Raw genomic sequence first — 15,147 nt, forward strand, 5'->3', positions numbered from 1 at the left:
GGAAAATGCCTTCATCGACTTCTCCCGACGTTTTCGTTCGCTGGTTTCGCGATTCTTCGCCCTACATCCATGCTCATAGGGGAAAAACCTTCGTCGTGTCGTTCGGCGGGGAAGCCGTTGCCGATAGCGGATTCCCGAACGCGATCCACGATTTCGCCATGCTCAACGGACTGGGCGTGCGCCTGGTTCTGGTGCACGGGATTCGCCCCCAAATCGACGCCCGTCTGAGATTCCGTGGCGTCGAGGCGAATTATCATCAAGGGCTTCGCATCACCGATAAAACGGCGCTCGAATGCGTCAAGGAGGCTGCGGGAACGGTTCGGGTGGAAATCGAGGCATTGTTGTCGCAAGGCCTAGCCAATTCGCCGATGGCCGGTGTGCGTATCCGGGTAGCCTCGGGCAATTTCGTCGCGGCAAAGCCGGTGGGCGTTCGGGATGGCGTGGATTTCCAGAACACCGGAGAAGTGAGGCGCATCGATGTCGACGGGATTCGCGGAGCACTGGACCGGGGCGATATCGTGTTGCTCTCCGCGATCGGTTACTCGCCCACCGGCGAGGTGTTCAACCTCAATGCCGAACAGGTCGCGACATCGGCCGCCATCGCCCTCAGGGCCGACAAGCTGCTGCTGTTGACGGAACAAGACTGCATCTCCAGTTCCGACGGGAAGCTGATTCGGCAGCTTACCACCGGCGAGGCCGAGGAATTGCTGAAAGACGAAAGCGCCTTAGCGAACAAGGAGGTTATTCCGCACCTCAAAGCTGCGGTCAGGGCGTGTCGCGAAGGTGTACAGCGCGCTCACTTGCTCGATCGCCACATCGATGGCGGAGTACTGCTCGAATTGTTCACCCGAGACGGTATCGGAACGCTGATTAGCCGAACGCCGTTCGAAACCATGCGCCCGGCGAAGGTTCAGGACGTTGCGGGGGTACTCGATCTTATCGCGCCGCTCGAGCAAGCCGGCGTACTGGTGCCGCGCTCCCGCGAACGGCTGGAAACCGATATCCACGATTTCGTGGTGATCGAGCGGGACGGACTGATTATCGGCTGCGCCGCGTTGCATGTGTTCCGGGAAGAACGGATGGGAGAATTGGCCTGCCTCGCGCTCCATGACGACTACCGCGGCGAAAAGCGGGGCGAGCGTTTGCTCGAATATCTGGAGGCGAAGGCCCGCACCCTGCATCTGAATCGGCTATTCGCGCTAACCACTCAAACGGCGCACTGGTTCCGGGAACGCGGTTTCGAACCGGCGAACACTGCCGATTTGCCCGAGGCGCGTCGGGCATCTTATAGCCTCCAACGCGCCTCCAAGGTATTGATCAAGCCGCTCGAGCTTTCGCGATCTTGAGTTATTAATCAGACCCGTAAATACCCTCCTGGTATTTCGGGCCGCCGCCCAGGCCGGTACACGCCCGGCCTGGGCTCACGCGGCTTGTCGCCGCGCTAAGAAAACCCTGCCCCGGATTAACCCGGCCTATATTTATAGGCCGGGTTAATAATCGTCCGGGTCTTGCCGAGCGAGTCTTATTTCTCGCGGATGAGGTCGTAGATATTGAGGTAATCCTGTCCCGGATTCTTCCACGAGAAATCGTAGCGCATGGCGTTCTTCATCAGTTCCCGGAAGTGATCGGGATAGTCGTAGTAACAGCTCAACGCCCGTCCGAGCGCCGATTCCAGCCCGCTGTAATCGTAATCCCTGAACACATAGCCGTTGCGCTCGTTCAGCGGTTTGTACGAATAATCCTTGTCGAATACCGTGTCCGCCAGGCCGCCGACTTCCCGCACCACGGGCACGGTGCCGTAGCGCATGGCGATCAGCTGGGTGAGACCGCAGGGTTCGAACTGGCTCGGCACCAGCATGATATCCGCGCCGGCGTAGATGAGATGCGACAGTTCCTCGTTGAAGCCGATTTCGATGTGACAATCCGGGTTATCGTTCAGTTGGTGTTTCAGGCTCCAGAAATAGCTGTTGATCTGTCCGTCCGGACTGGAGCCCAGCAGCACGAACTGGCCGCGCCGGTGCAACGTATAAAAAATGGCGTGGCGGATGAGTTCCAGCCCTTTCTGGGGGTCCAGCCGGCCGACGAAGGCGACGATCGGTTTTTCGTTGTCGGCGATCATCAGGCGGTCTCGCAGCGCCTTCTTGTTCTTGTATTTTTCCTCGATGTTGTCGACGCCGTAGCGCTGCGCGATATGATGGTCGATTTCCGGATTCCACACGTTGTAATCGATGCCGTTGACGACGCCGCCGTATTTTACGTGGTGGATATGCAGCGTGGGTTCAAGGCCGAAACCCTGGCCCTGGTCCTTGGCTTCGTTGGCATGGCGCGGGGAAACGGTCGTCACGAAGTTGGAATAGACCACGCCGGCTTTCATCAGATTGATCGCATGGGGATTGAAATTGTCCCGCAGCCGGTCGTAATGGAAATAGTATTCGGGCCGGTTGAGGCCGGTCGCGTGGAGCACTTGCGCGCCGGTGACTCCCTGGTGCTTGAAATTGTGGATGGTGAAGCACACCCGCGGGTGGGTCATGCCGAGGAATTTATAGATCTCGAACAGAAACACCGGCGCCAGCGCCGTCTGCCAGTCATGGCAATGAATGATGTCGGGATTCTTGCCGGATTTCCAGAGAAACTCCATGGCCGCCCGCGTGAAGAACGCGAAGCGCAGAACGTCGTCGTTGAAGCCGTAAATGCAGCCGCGGTTGAAGAAATTGTCGCTGGAATGCGGCTCGATGAAGAAGCACTTGCGGCCATGCACGAATCCGAAATAGACGGTGCAATGAATGGCGCCGCCGTACCAGGGCACCCACAAGTCTTTGTAGGTTTCGCACAGGCCCCAGATATGGTCGTAACGTAGGCAATCGTATTTGGGCAGTATGATTTCGACGTGATTGCCGCGGATTTCCAGTTCGTTGCCGAGTCCGAACACGACATCGGCGAGGCCGCCGACTTTGGCGACGGGCGCGAGCTCGGGCGTGATCTGAACGATAAACATCGACGGAATCGCTGAAACAGGCTGGTGTGGCATCGGTTCGGGTTCAGGCGCGAGCTGAGCCTGCGACGCTGATCGCGGTTCCGGTTCCACCGGCACGGATTCCGGTTCGGGCGGGGGCATTTTCTCCAAGGGACGGAACTCTTCTGGCGTCGGCGTCGGAGCCGGAATTGCACTAGCTGTCTCTGAGGGCAATAGCTCCGCAGTCTCTAGGCGTTCGGGGGCTATCGGCTCAGGTGCTGACAGCGAATCGGCGGCAGAAATCGGAGCGGGCGGTATTTCGTCAGAGTCCTCTGATTTCTTTGAATGTCGTGACCATGCCTCAGCTTCCGTAACTTTCGCGGGAGATTCGGCTGAAGCGAGTCCGACCGGCTTCTTTTGATCCGCCCGACCGAGCTTCGCGCTAACCAGCTTCACTTCCGGTTCGGCTTTTTCCGGCTTTTTCCCTGAAGCTTTGGGCGCGATTTTTTCGGCCGGCGCCATGGCTGCCGCGAGGGAAACGGTTTCTTTCTCCGGCTCGTGGCGAACTGCTTTCTCGGATGCCGGAGTCTTGGACCTCGTAGAAGGCTTCGCGCGAACAACGGAGGTCTCCGACGGCGAACGCGCGTTTGCAGCTTTGGATCGAGTGGCCTTGGCTTGGGATTTTTCCTTTGTCGCGGGCTTCTCCATGGCTTTTCCGGGTTTTCCTTTTTGGGACTCGGAAGCGTTTACTTTCTTATCTTGAGGCGGGGTCTTTTGGGTCATGAGGTTGCGTCCGGTTGCCTAACATGAACTCGACAAGGCTAGTTTAAGCGATCCAGGGTTTCGAAAAAAACGCCATGTCGGCTCAAGTTAGGAGTTAGCCTATTTACTCGGGTGGCCTGTGCGTCGCGAAATCGGGGTGATGACGGCCACGGATTATTGGATGGAATGATTGCCGAAGATCGGCCTCTCCACCGGTCAGCCCGCATTTTGCGTTACTTTGGTTGCACTTTCGATGCGGGCAGAGAGCGTCACTGCGTTACCAGGACCCGTCCCATTCCCGGTGTCAGCTCGAACTGGAAAGGCGTCGGCAAGTAATCCAGGGGCCATTCCGGCGAGACATCGAACAGCGGCGGTTCGCTTTGAACAAGATGGTACAGATTGTCGGAGAAGAAATTCTGCCGATTCCAAGCGTCCTTGTTCATAATGATCAATGCCTCGCTACGCTTCCGGCTGGCGGTTTTTCGCATCAGCAAGATTTCCGGATTGGAATGGTCGAGCACTTGCGTGGCGCTCTCCTCATCGAATATCTGATGCCGACTCTTGATTCCATTGATCTGTTTGATGTAGCCGGTCAAATCGATATCCGTTTTTTCCCAGTCATCAGGCGTGGTATCGACGACGTGGAGCGGCTTTCGGAAGCCGAATTCGAATCCCATGGGTATCATCACACCGGCGGAAAACAGCGCCGAGAAGAAATAGCGCTGTTTGACCGCATCGACATTCTGCTGGAACTCCGCGAATGCGCGCGCCGTATCGTGGCTTTCGGGGAAACTGACGGACGGTACGATTTCACGTGTGAGCCGGTATTGATCCATCAGCCAGGAGCCGGAAAAATCCCACCATTTCGAGCTGTTGAAGATAAAGTCGAAACCGGCTTGCGCGGTTTCCCGGGTTTGATCGGCACTACAGCCCAAGGTCTCGGCCAGGAATACGGTTTCGGGGTGCGCCCGTTTGGTTTCTTCGATGAGCCGTGCCCAGAAACGGCTGGGTAACTGGTAAGCCGCATCGCAGCGCAGTCCCTTAAAGCCCAGGCCGACCAGGTATTCGACGATTTCGCGGCAGTAACGGTACAGACCTTCCGGATCGGACGTATGCTGATGATCGAATTGCGCGAGATCGCGCCAGACGACCTTTTCTCCTTCATGCATACAGAACGGGTGGGCGATGCGCCTGCCTTGTTTGACGAACCACTCCGGATGCTGCTTGAGCAAAGCCGAATCATAGGCACAATGATTGATGACCAAATCGACGATCATGCCGAGCCCCAGGCTTTCGGCTTGACTTGCGATCTCGCGCAGTTGTTCTTCCGGCGATTTGGAAGAGCGGGCATTCAGCAACCACGGATCGATTTGAAAATAGTCCTTGATGGAATAAAGGCTGCGGGATCGTCCGAGCTTCTGGACGGGATTGACGAAGATCCAGTTGAATCCCATATCCGCCGCTCTTTCCAGATGCGGCTTCCAACGATTCAAAGGACCCGCGAGCCGCGGGAAGAGGTTATAGATTTTCATGCGTTTTGGAGAATTGCTCGGCGCGAGGTAAATAATCTAGGTCGGGGGCGGATGGCCCTATATCGAATAGACCGCGGTAAACGCAGCGGGGTTCATCCACCCTCCCAGGCTCGGGACTTCCCGGAAGCCCTTTTGCTGCGGTTTCGGTCGCCGGGTTTGGAAAAACTAAAGCATTTTCATATCTACTCTACCGTACGGGAACTCGCGAGTAGGTCGGGAATCCCTTCCCAATCGCAAACGTCGCTATAGTCGCGACTCTTCCAATCGCAAACGGCGTCTTCGGGAAGGGGCTGGCCGGCGCTCCCGGCTAGGCCGTTTGCGATTGGAAGGGTCATCCCAGCGCTCCTGGGATGACCGTTTGCGATTGGAGCGCCGAAGCCGCCCTTCCCGACGCCGCCGTTAGGGCAACGGGTTCGTCGGCAAAGGATTGCCGACCTACAAATACTTGAGTCGATTTACCCTAGCCGAAAGCGCCAACGACTTCCGCCAAGCCCGTTATGCCGTATGAGCGAGATGAACGCGCTCTAAAGGAACGTCGGACAAGCTTCGATAACTTTCGAATGTCGGCTTAGAAAAGGGATGCCGATTGGCATCCCTTGTGGCGGTTTGCTCGACTTCGGGAAAGCGGCGGAGCCGACGCGTCAGACCATGGTCCGGGCGATTTTGAATGCCTCGCGGAAATCGTAAAAAACGGGCTCTTCCTGGGTCAGGAGCGAGCGGAGCAAATGCTGTTGCAGCTTGTACTTGTAATCGCCGACCGCCAATGCACCGATGCCGACGGCACCCGGAGAGTTGACTGCATGCTTGAGCGGAGTGCCCAAATCGGTCCGCTTGACGCCCTCGATACCCAATGGCGGAACCGCGTTCACATCCGCCGCAACCTTGAGTTGGTTCGCTTCCGCCAGGGCGCTGGCTTTTAGAACCTGCACTCCGGCCTTGGCCGTGCAGAACACGACATCCGCCTTGTGAAGCAAGTGGGCCTTGTCGGCCTCGGATGCCGCACATGTGCCTTCCAGGCGAGTTTGGAACAGGCGCCCGTAGGTATCGGCCTTTTCCAGTGCATTGTCGAGCGACGCGTGATCGATGATCGTCGTTTCCGCTCCGCACAAAGCGGCAATAACCCCGGTGGCTATGCCTACCGGGCCGGTGCCGCCGAACACCACGGCATTGCACCCTTTCAGCTCCATGCCGTGTTTCTCCTTGAGCTGTTTTTCAGCCACTGCGACCAAAGCCGCCGCCGTGGTAAAACCTCCGCTGGGGTCGGCCAGGACGGAAAACTGGAAGGGCGGCACCATGGCCTTTTGGGTAGCTTCCAACATACTCACGGCCAAACCGATATCGCGTCCGCCGATAAACATGCCCGTTCTTTTTACGCCTTCCGGTCCGCGCGAAAAGATGGCGTCTTGCGTAAGGCCGTTGATTTCCTCGAGCTTTACGTTGTTGAGCGGAATAATCATGTCGAAATCCGCATCGACCGCCATGTTGATATCGAACGGGCTGTTATGGGGCATCGGATCGAGCATGTATAAAACACTGCGTTTGGACATGTGTTGGTTTCTCTACGTCAGTAATAAAGATACTTGGTCTTAGGTAGCTTAGTCGTCATGCATGGATTTCATGACGGCAATGCCGCGCTCGACAACCGTTTTCCAGGCTGCTTCGAGTTCGGGATTGAATTTTGGATCGCTTTCGGCGACGGTCGATATCAGGGCAGAAACCCAAAAATCATAAAGATCAGGTTCTATATTAAGTCTGCTTCTGGAATGGGATTCACCGAGCTGAATCATCTTTTCCGCCGTGACGGGGCTAGGCTCGTGAAAAAACAGAATCAAATGCCTGATGCCGTGATCCAGCAAACGCCTCTGAGCTTCCCAGTCGGCTTTCCGAAATTTTTCCGCAATTCTGGGCGATGTTGCGATAAAGGCATTATAAAAGTCATCTATAAAGGTCCCGGTTAGTCGGCATCGTGTATAGCTTTTGTCCACCATTTCCTTGAGCAATCGATCATTATCGGCATCCGTGATTTTAATGGCTTCGGCGGTATTATTCATTATTATGCTCCTCTTGGCTGATCCAGTTAACTATTGTTTTTATATGGATAATTAAATACCCTCGAACCCGATAATTGTCCCTAGCCATCGGATGGTCGAATAATTAATTACCAACCGGATAATGGCCACTCAGTATGTGGCCATTGAATCCATAGTAAGAAATAGCATATTAATGAATTTCTGCTTTGACGCTTTAAAGCTTCTTTGCGTATTCCCGAGCCACTTCGAAAGCATCGTTATAATCTAGGAAAACCGGCTTATCCGATTGTCGCAACTGAAAGCGCATTATATTCAGCAGTTTGTGCTGGGTTTGGTATTTCACGTTACCGATAGCCAAGGCTCCAACGCCGACGGCGCCGCTACGGGAACCCTCAATTTCCGTGCCCTTGTGGTGAGGGCCGAGACCGGCGATTCCCGACGGCGGAACCGCATTGACATCGGCGGCGACTTTGAGTTGCGGAGCAGAGGCGACCAATTCCGCGCTCAGCACTTCAATTCCGGCTGCGGCGGTAGCAAATACCACATCGGCGGTTTTGATCAGCTCCGGTTTGTTGGCGTCTGCATCGCCTTGAATATCGGTTTGACCGTTACCGAATTCGGCATTGCATAGTTCCGCGATCTTCTGGGCTCTTTCCAGCTGGCGGCCGATGATTTTTACGTTGGCTCCGGCCTTGGCGGCCAACACCGCGGCAATCTGTCCGACCGGACCCGTGCCTCCCAAAGCGAGTACATTCTTGCCCTGCAAGTTGGTTTGATGGCGCTTTTCCAGTTCCCGCTCCGCCATGGCGACCATGGCTGCGGCCGTGGTGAAGGCGCCGCTAGGGTCTGCAAACACGGAGATCACGAAGGGCGGAACCATGGACTTCTGAGCGGTGCGGAGCATGTCCATGGCCATTTTTACATCTCTTCCGCCGATGAAAATGCCGGTTCGTTTCACGCCGCTCGGACTTCTGGAGAAAATCGCATCTTGCACGAGGGCGGTGACTTCGCCCAGTTCGATATGGAGGTACGGAATGGCGGAAATCCAGCCGGCGTCCAAAGCCATATTGACGTCGAACGGGCTGAGATTCTTTTCGGGGGTGAACATATGCAAGATGAACGGTTTTTCCATGCGTGGGTCCTCTGTAATTTTTTTAGTGAGACAAAGGTTCGGTCTTAAATGTCTCGCCGAGACGGGCGCGGACTGGCCGCGCCAGCATAACACAGTTCAGGCGTCGGGAAACCGTCGTCGGGCGATGGGGCCTAAGAGGTGCGGGCTAGCGGTATTTCAGCAACTGCGCATGTACTGCTGCGGTCCGGGCGACGGTTATGCGGCTGGGCGGGCAGGACGCGTAAAATTGCCCCTTGGCGTATTTCCGGCGATAACGCCGTTGACAGTTCCACGCTTAGGTCGTTAGCGGCAAAACAGGTGTTTCGGTCTATTTCTTTCGGGCGCAAACAAATGACCGGCAAGAGCGATAACGACGCTGGCGTCAGCTTTCCGGAGACGCGGCGGATGTCGCCTCGACAATCTTTTTGAGCTTCCATTCGCGGTGCTTGTTCATGATGTCGACGACTTCCAGGGGATCGTCAGTAATCGAGATTTGGGTCAAATCGGCTTTGTCGACCAGTTGATTGGCGAGGACCGTGTTATTGATCCAATCGATCAGTCCTTTCCAATAATCCGAACCGAACAAAATCAAAGGCACGGGATGGATTTTGTGCGTTTGCATCAGAGTGAGCGCTTCGAACAGTTCGTCCAGGGTATTGAATCCGCCGGGAAAGCAGACATAGCCCATGGAATGTTTCACGAACATGAGTTTACGCACGAAAAAGTAGCGAAATTCCAGCCTGAGGTTTTGATAAGAATTCGATTTCTCTTCGCCGGCGATGTTGAGTCCGATCGAGCGCGCTTTCTTGAGACGGGCGCCTTTATTGGCAGCCTCCATGATGCCCAGTCCGCCGCCGCTGATGATCGCGTAGCCGTGGCTCGCGAGAACCTCGGCCACGGTTTGTGCGGCCTGATAGTACGGGCTGCTCGGCTTGATGCGGGTGGAGCCGAAAATCGATACGGCAAAGCGAATGTCGGAAAGCTTGTCGAAGCCTTCGGTGAACTCGCTGATGATTCTGAACATGCGCCACGATTCGCTGCCTTTGAGATCTTCGATCATAAACCTGTCCTGGAATTGAAAAGGGATGGGGCTTTAGAAGTATGGCAGCGAATGGCGAAATTTCACCGATATCCCATAGCAGGCATCAGCCGGGATTTTCGTGCAAGTGCTTGTCGCGATGGAAGGTTTCGGTCCGAGCGAAGGCCGAATGCGGAGGCTTTTTCCGTTGATTAGCGGCGCATCCGGCCAAAGCCCTCAGACCGTGATCAGAAGGCGTACGGAATCCAAGCGCAAATGCGCTCCTTGGATGCAATTGTTCATCTCGATGGCGTTCTCCTTGAGCTGATCCAGCTCTTCCTGGCGCACGTTCGGATTGACCCGCCGCAGGGCTGCAAGGCGCTTGAGCTCGGTCGTCATCGTATCGAGCATTCTTTTTGCACTTTCGCCGATGACGCCGGGCATCTGCGCTCGCGCCTTCTTTTCGGCATTCTGGATTAACCGATTGATGAGCTTTTGTCGGCTTTTAACCAGTCCCAGCGCGTGTTCGCGATCGAACTGCTGGGGCTGTTCGGCAAGACTTTCGAAGGGTAGGACACTGAGATCGTTGCCGTCCTGGTCGAACAGGAAGCGCAGCACCGTGGGCGGAAAGAATCGGCCGATCTGCAAGCGCTTCGGTGCGGTGCATTCGACCAGATAGACGGTTTCGAGCAGCAGTTGCCCGGCCTCCAGTTCGGGGTTCCGGACCAGACTCAGCGCGGCGTTGCCGTGCTCGCTGTTGAGGATGAGGTCCATGGCGCCCCGAACCATCGGGTGCTCCCAAGTCAGGAACAGCATGTCCTCTCGCGCCAGACCGATACTCCGGTCCAGCGTGACCGTCACCCCGTCTTCGGGCAATTCCGGGAACTGGGTGCGCATGTGCTCGCCGGGCCTGAGGATGTGGCAATGATCCGAATGTTCCTCGACGGCAACCCCGTAAGCGTCGAACACATCTTCCAAATAAGGCCAGAGATCGTTTTCGCGATCCGTTTCTTCGATGAGCCGGACCAGCCGCTCCGCGGCGTCCCTGCGGCACGAGTTCAGTTCCAGAAGCCGATCACGGCCCTGATGCAATTCCTCCTGAATCGCATCGGCCAGCTTCCGAGCCCGCTCGACAAGTTTCATTTCGCCTTCGGGATCGGGCGCCTGCAACAAGGCGGCAAGCTGTCCTCCGAGTCGGCCGAATACGGGAAGTCCCGCCGGGCTGGGCTGGCTGAACGCATTCAGTCCCTCGTTATACCAGCGGAACAAGACGCTTTGAGCGCTGCGCTCGAAATACGCGACGTGTATGCGAATGGTTTCGGACTGCCCAATGCGGTCGAGGCGGCCGATTCGCTGCTCCAGCAGATCGGGGTTGAGCGGCAAATCGAACATCACCAGATGATGGGCGAATTGAAAATTTCGTCCTTCGCTGCCGATTTCCGAGCATACCAGCGCCTGAGCGCCGTTCTCGGTATCGGCGAACCACGCCGCTGCCCGGTCGCGGGCGACGATGCTCATCTGTTCGTGGAAAACCGCCGCGCGCACGCCCCGGACTCGAAGCGCGTCCTCCAAATCGGTCGCGGTTTTGGCTTTTGCGCAAATTACCAGCACCTTGGCCGACTTGAGATTCTTTATGGTTTCGATCAGCCACTCCACCCGGCTGTCCAGACGCCACCACTCGGCGTCATCCTTGCGACACCGGGCGTACAGGGTTTCCGGGTGCAGAAGGTCCTCGATCTGGGGTTGAGTCTCGGTCAGCAGCTGGCTGTAGGTCTCGGGCAGCGGCAGGGGATGAGCGATCAGCTCCCGCCCGGGAAAACCCTTGACCGTGGCTCTGGTATTGCGGAACAGGACCCGGCCCGTGCCGTGGCGGTCCAGAAGGAGCTGAATCAGCTCGCGACGCGCATTCTCCGTGCGTTCCGGATCGTCCAGCCTGTCCAGTAAATCGTCCGCCAGATCCTGCGAGATAAGGGATTTCAGTTGGCTTAGGGTCTCCCGGTCCAGCTCCGGATCGTCCAGCAGATGGTTGATCACGTCGGCCAGCGATTCGTACTGCATTTCCTCGAATTGGAACCGGTCGTAGCTGTAGAAGCGATCGGGGTCGAGCAGGCGCAAGCGGGCGAAATGGCTGCGCTTGCCGAGCTGTTCCGGGGTCGCCGTCAAGAGCAGGAGGCTCGGCACCGATCGGCCCAATTGCTCGACGAACTGATATTCCGGACTGGCTTTCTGTTCCGACCATTGCAGGTGGTGCGCCTCGTCGACCACGCACATGTCCCACCCGGCGGCGAGCGCGGCTTCCTGGCGCTCCTCGTCGTCCATGAAGAAATCGAGGCTGCACAGTACCAGTTGTTCGCTCAGAAAGGGATTGCCGTCTTCGACTTGCCAGAAACGTTCCTCGTCGAACAGGGCGAAGCGCAAATTGAAGCGCCTCAGCATCTCCACCAGCCATTGATGCAGCAAGGGCTCCGGCACGATGATGAGGATGCGCTCGGCGCGTCCGGTCAATAGCTGATGGTGGGTGATCAATCCGGCTTCGATGGTTTTGCCGAGCCCGACTTCGTCGGCCAGCAATACGCGCGGAGCCTGGCGATGAGCGACTTCGTGGGCGATGTAGATCTGGTGCGGAATGATGCTGGTGCGCCCGCCGAACAAGCCTCGCACCGGAGACTGTTCGAGTTGGCCGATTCTTCGCAGCGTTTCATAGCGCAATCGAAACAGCCCGGAAGGGTCGAGTTGGCCGGTGAAAAGCCGATCCTGAGGCTTGTTGAACTGCATGAAATGGTTGAGATCGACTTCGTCCAAGGTTCGCGATGTGCCGTCCTCGGTCACGCCTTCGTACGTGATCAGGCCATTTTTTTCCCGTACTTCCGTAACCTTGAGTTTCCAGCCGTCCGCGCTTTCGATGGAATCGCCCTTGGAAAATCTCACCCGCGTCAACGGCGAGTTGTCGACCGCATAAGTGCGGCGTTCGCTGCTGGCGATAAAGAGCAGAGTCACACGGTTGTTTTCGACGTTCAACACGATGCCCAAGCCCAGCTCGGGCTCGGTCTCGCTAATCCAGCGCTGTCCAGGGACGAAAGTCGGCAACGTTATTTCTCCTCAAGGCGTAACACGGAATCACAATTATAGGATTGTAACAGGGCGGTCCGAATTGCCGGTTACGGCTCCTGCCTCCAATATGAGCGGGAACGGGTGCCCAAGTTTCCGACAAGTTTCGGAGTTTGACGACGGCGACCCGAAGCGGCCGTGAGCGAGTGACCGAAGGTCGTTCTGGCCGCGGCGGACGCTTTTTCGGAGATCGTGAACGGAAATAGCGTGAAGGGCGGGGCTTTTGTTGTTCGATTCGGATGTTCTTACCGTGAGGGCAGCCGGCCGGCCCCTCCTACTCGCCTTGCTGGGCATCGCTTGGCGCGGCTTCGTCCGACCGTTGTCGAGGCTTGCGAACGACGGAAAAGTGCGACCTGGCGATGGCCCTGCTATCGCCGGCGCGCACTCTATGTTCGACCGTGTAGGTGCCGGACTTCATATACGAAGGGACGGTCAGTTCATTCGTGGCCGTGTTGGTACCGGTTCTGGCCAGCTTGAAATCGGAGCCTTCCTGGCCGATTTGCCTGCCGCCCGCCTTCAGCACCCAGCCGAGTTCGACTTCCGCATCACGGGTGCCGGCGGGAAGCGTCAACTCATACGTCGTGATGAATTCCACCCGTTCGCCGGGGCTGACCTGATGTGGAGCCGACCTGGCGCTTTCGATCTTGACCGCTGTTTTATCCGCTACCGGAGCCGGTTGTTCGGCTGCTCCTGCATTCGTCGCCTGAGCACCCTCCGCCGTGGTCTCTTTTGCTTGGGCGGCCTGGGCTTTGCGCGAAATCAGTTGTCGCCTGAGGGTTTGCACCTCTTCGGTATCGCCCAGCGTCGCCGCGGCTTGATCGATATAGACTTGCGCCTTATCCCATTCTTCTCGATTGAGGGCTCGCCATGCGCGTCCGACGGTTCTGCCGGCGGTTTGCTTGCGCCGGTCGCTTTCCTCCGCGTCGGATATCTCGGCATCACCCTGTGCTTCAGGGGTTTTTGGAGCACTCGGCGATTGAGCGGCTTGCTTGTGATCGGGAGAAATCGCCGCAGTCTGCTCGGCGGACTTTTGTTCGGCACTGGCTTTGGAACGCCCCTTTTCGGCTTCGGCTCTGCGGGTGTCGAGCTCTTGGCGCAAGCTTTCGGCTTCCGGCAGAACAATGGCGACTTCGTCGATACGCGTCTGCGCAAGCTTCCAGTCCCGGCGGTCCATGGCTTCGCGGGCCGGCTGGGCGAACCGATCGACGATTTCTTGGATGCCTTGCTTTGCCTGCGGCTGGTTGGGATCTAACGCGAGCACCGAGCGATATTTGGCGAGGGCATTGTTGTCTTTGGGGCTGATGAGGCGGCCCGCCCTGATGTCCTCGCCGGCCCGAGCCAATAGCTCGAACAGCGCGTCGATCTCAGCCGCGTGCTGCTCGGAGCCCGCTTGGGCACCGGCATTTTTTTCGACGGCCGATCCTTCGGGCGGCGAAGGCGGAGTGGCCGGAGCGATTTCTTGCGGCGCGGTTTCCGCGGATTGATCAATACCGGCCGGATCGTTTTCGCGAACGGTTTGCTCGGCGTCCGACGATGCGGTTGCTTGCTCGTGCTCCGAGAATAGGCCGCGACTCAGCCAAACGAGTCCGGCGGCGACGATCAGCACGATTGCCGAGATGGCCGGAATGCGCGAGCGAGCGGCATCGGATGTCGGCCGGCGCGCCGGCGCATCGGCCGGGTTGGCGGCCACGGTTTCGGCTTTCACCTCCGGCTGCTTAGGCGCAGGCGCATCTTCGACGGGAAGCTCCGGCGCCAGGGAAAATTCCCGCCGCCATGCGGCGATACTCTGCGGGCGCTTAGGCGGATTCAAGCTCAGGGCGTGGTCGACTGCGCGAAGCAAGCCTTCGCTGTAGCGAGGTCCGCCGACCTGTTTGGCGGAAACGAAAATTTCTTTCGAGGCCAAGATGATGCTCTGGCTGCGTTCGAGCGCATCGGGCGGGGCAATGCCCGCGATGCTCCGATAGAGCGTCGCACCAAGGCCGTAGATATCGGTCCATGGCCCCAGCTGATCGCCTTTCCCATAGTACTGTTCAATGGCGGCGTAGCCGGGGGAAAGCATGCTGGGGAGGGCCTGTGTTTTTTCTCCCAGCGACTGACGCGCAGACCCGAAGTCCAGCAGCACGGGACTCCCGTCCTTCCGGAGCAAGATATTGGCCGGCGTGATGTCGCAATGGATAAAGCCGGCGTTATGTATTTTCTCCAGGCCATTCAGGATAGGGATCAAGAACCTGAGGAGTTCGCCTTGCTCCAGGGTCCTGCGGCGCTCGAGGACGGCGTGCAGGCTTTCGCCCTCCTCGTAGCTCATCACCATGTAGGCGGAATTATTGGCGACGAAAACGTTGAGCACCCGGACGATGTTGGGATGCTCCACCTTCGCCAGCATGCGCGCCTCGTTGATGAAAAGCTCCAGTCCCGCGAGATACTGCTCGCCGCAATCCTCCGTGGCCGGCCGGATCAAAGCGGCGCCGTCTCGAACGGCAAGCTTTACCGGGAGATATTCTTTGATGGCAACGTGACGCTCAAGAATGGAGTCGTGGGCGAGATAGGTGATTCCGAAGTTGCCCTGACCCAGAACTTGTTCTATGGAAAACCACTGCAGGCGATAGCCTGGATTGAGTGCATTCTGGCGCATA

At 57.5% G+C, this 15,147-nt stretch carries 9 protein-coding genes; 1 reads left to right on the plus strand and 8 read right to left on the minus strand.

All coding sequences use genetic code 11. The features are described 5' to 3' along the window. Positions 1 to 5: 5 nt before the first annotated feature. On the plus strand, positions 6 to 1,346 hold the full coding sequence (gene argA, locus ACR2TX_RS11075; RefSeq protein WP_434132147.1) for an amino-acid N-acetyltransferase: 1,341 nt from the start codon (positions 6 to 8) through the stop codon (positions 1,344 to 1,346). Between the two features lie 176 nt (positions 1,347 to 1,522). Here the strand turns inward: argA and glgA are convergent, their stop codons facing one another. The 8 genes from glgA to ACR2TX_RS11115 form a co-directional block, all read right to left on the minus strand. Continuing rightward, a complete protein-coding gene (gene glgA, locus ACR2TX_RS11080; protein ID WP_434132150.1) occupies positions 1,523 to 3,475 on the minus strand; it encodes a glycogen synthase GlgA in 1,953 nt (650 codons plus the stop codon). A gap of 509 nt (positions 3,476 to 3,984) precedes the next feature. After that, positions 3,985 to 5,247: an alpha-amylase family glycosyl hydrolase gene (locus tag ACR2TX_RS11085; protein ID WP_156879636.1), complete on the minus strand. Its 1,263-nt coding sequence runs from the start codon at positions 5,245 to 5,247 to the stop codon at positions 3,985 to 3,987. Positions 5,248 to 5,888: 641 nt separating this feature from the next. Further along, positions 5,889 to 6,794: an NAD(P)-dependent methylenetetrahydromethanopterin dehydrogenase gene (locus ACR2TX_RS11090; RefSeq protein ID WP_077730402.1), complete on the minus strand. Its 906-nt coding sequence runs from the start codon at positions 6,792 to 6,794 to the stop codon at positions 5,889 to 5,891. 48 nt (positions 6,795 to 6,842) lie between these two features. Further along, on the minus strand, positions 6,843 to 7,298 hold the full coding sequence (locus ACR2TX_RS11095; protein WP_077730403.1) for a globin: 456 nt from the start codon (positions 7,296 to 7,298) through the stop codon (positions 6,843 to 6,845). A 193-nt stretch (positions 7,299 to 7,491) separates the two neighbouring features. Continuing rightward, positions 7,492 to 8,409: an NAD(P)-dependent methylenetetrahydromethanopterin dehydrogenase gene (locus ACR2TX_RS11100; protein WP_434111646.1), complete on the minus strand. Its 918-nt coding sequence runs from the start codon at positions 8,407 to 8,409 to the stop codon at positions 7,492 to 7,494. 361 nt (positions 8,410 to 8,770) lie between these two features. After that, a complete protein-coding gene (locus tag ACR2TX_RS11105; protein WP_077730405.1) occupies positions 8,771 to 9,448 on the minus strand; it encodes a TIGR00730 family Rossman fold protein in 678 nt (225 codons plus the stop codon). 195 nt (positions 9,449 to 9,643) lie between these two features. Beyond that, a complete protein-coding gene (gene rapA, locus ACR2TX_RS11110; RefSeq protein WP_434132153.1) occupies positions 9,644 to 12,493 on the minus strand; it encodes an RNA polymerase-associated protein RapA in 2,850 nt (949 codons plus the stop codon). A gap of 295 nt (positions 12,494 to 12,788) precedes the next feature. After that, entirely contained in the window at positions 12,789 to 15,146 is a 2,358-nt protein-coding gene (locus tag ACR2TX_RS11115) for a protein kinase domain-containing protein (RefSeq protein WP_434132156.1), read from the minus strand. Position 15,147: the final 1 nt, after the last annotated feature.

This window comes from Methylocaldum sp. GT1BB (assembly GCF_051027545.1).
GTDB lineage: Bacteria > Pseudomonadota > Gammaproteobacteria > Methylococcales > Methylococcaceae > Methylocaldum.

Bases quoted from the DNA above. Each gene is read 5' to 3' on its own strand.
- argA (WP_434132147.1), top strand. From the start codon at position 6: ATGCCTTCATCGACTTCTCCCGACGTTTTCGTTCGCTGGTTTCGCGAT.
- glgA (WP_434132150.1), bottom strand. From the start codon at position 3,475: ATGGCGCCGGCCGAAAAAATCGCGCCCAAAGCTTCAGGGAAAAAGCCG.
- ACR2TX_RS11085 (WP_156879636.1), bottom strand. From the start codon at position 5,247: ATGAAAATCTATAACCTCTTCCCGCGGCTCGCGGGTCCTTTGAATCGT.
- ACR2TX_RS11090 (WP_077730402.1), bottom strand. From the start codon at position 6,794: ATGTCCAAACGCAGTGTTTTATACATGCTCGATCCGATGCCCCATAAC.
- ACR2TX_RS11095 (WP_077730403.1), bottom strand. From the start codon at position 7,298: ATGAATAATACCGCCGAAGCCATTAAAATCACGGATGCCGATAATGAT.
- ACR2TX_RS11100 (WP_434111646.1), bottom strand. From the start codon at position 8,409: ATGGAAAAACCGTTCATCTTGCATATGTTCACCCCCGAAAAGAATCTC.
- ACR2TX_RS11105 (WP_077730405.1), bottom strand. From the start codon at position 9,448: ATGATCGAAGATCTCAAAGGCAGCGAATCGTGGCGCATGTTCAGAATC.
- ACR2TX_RS11115 (WP_434132156.1), bottom strand. From the start codon at position 15,146: ATGCGCCAGAATGCACTCAATCCAGGCTATCGCCTGCAGTGGTTTTCC.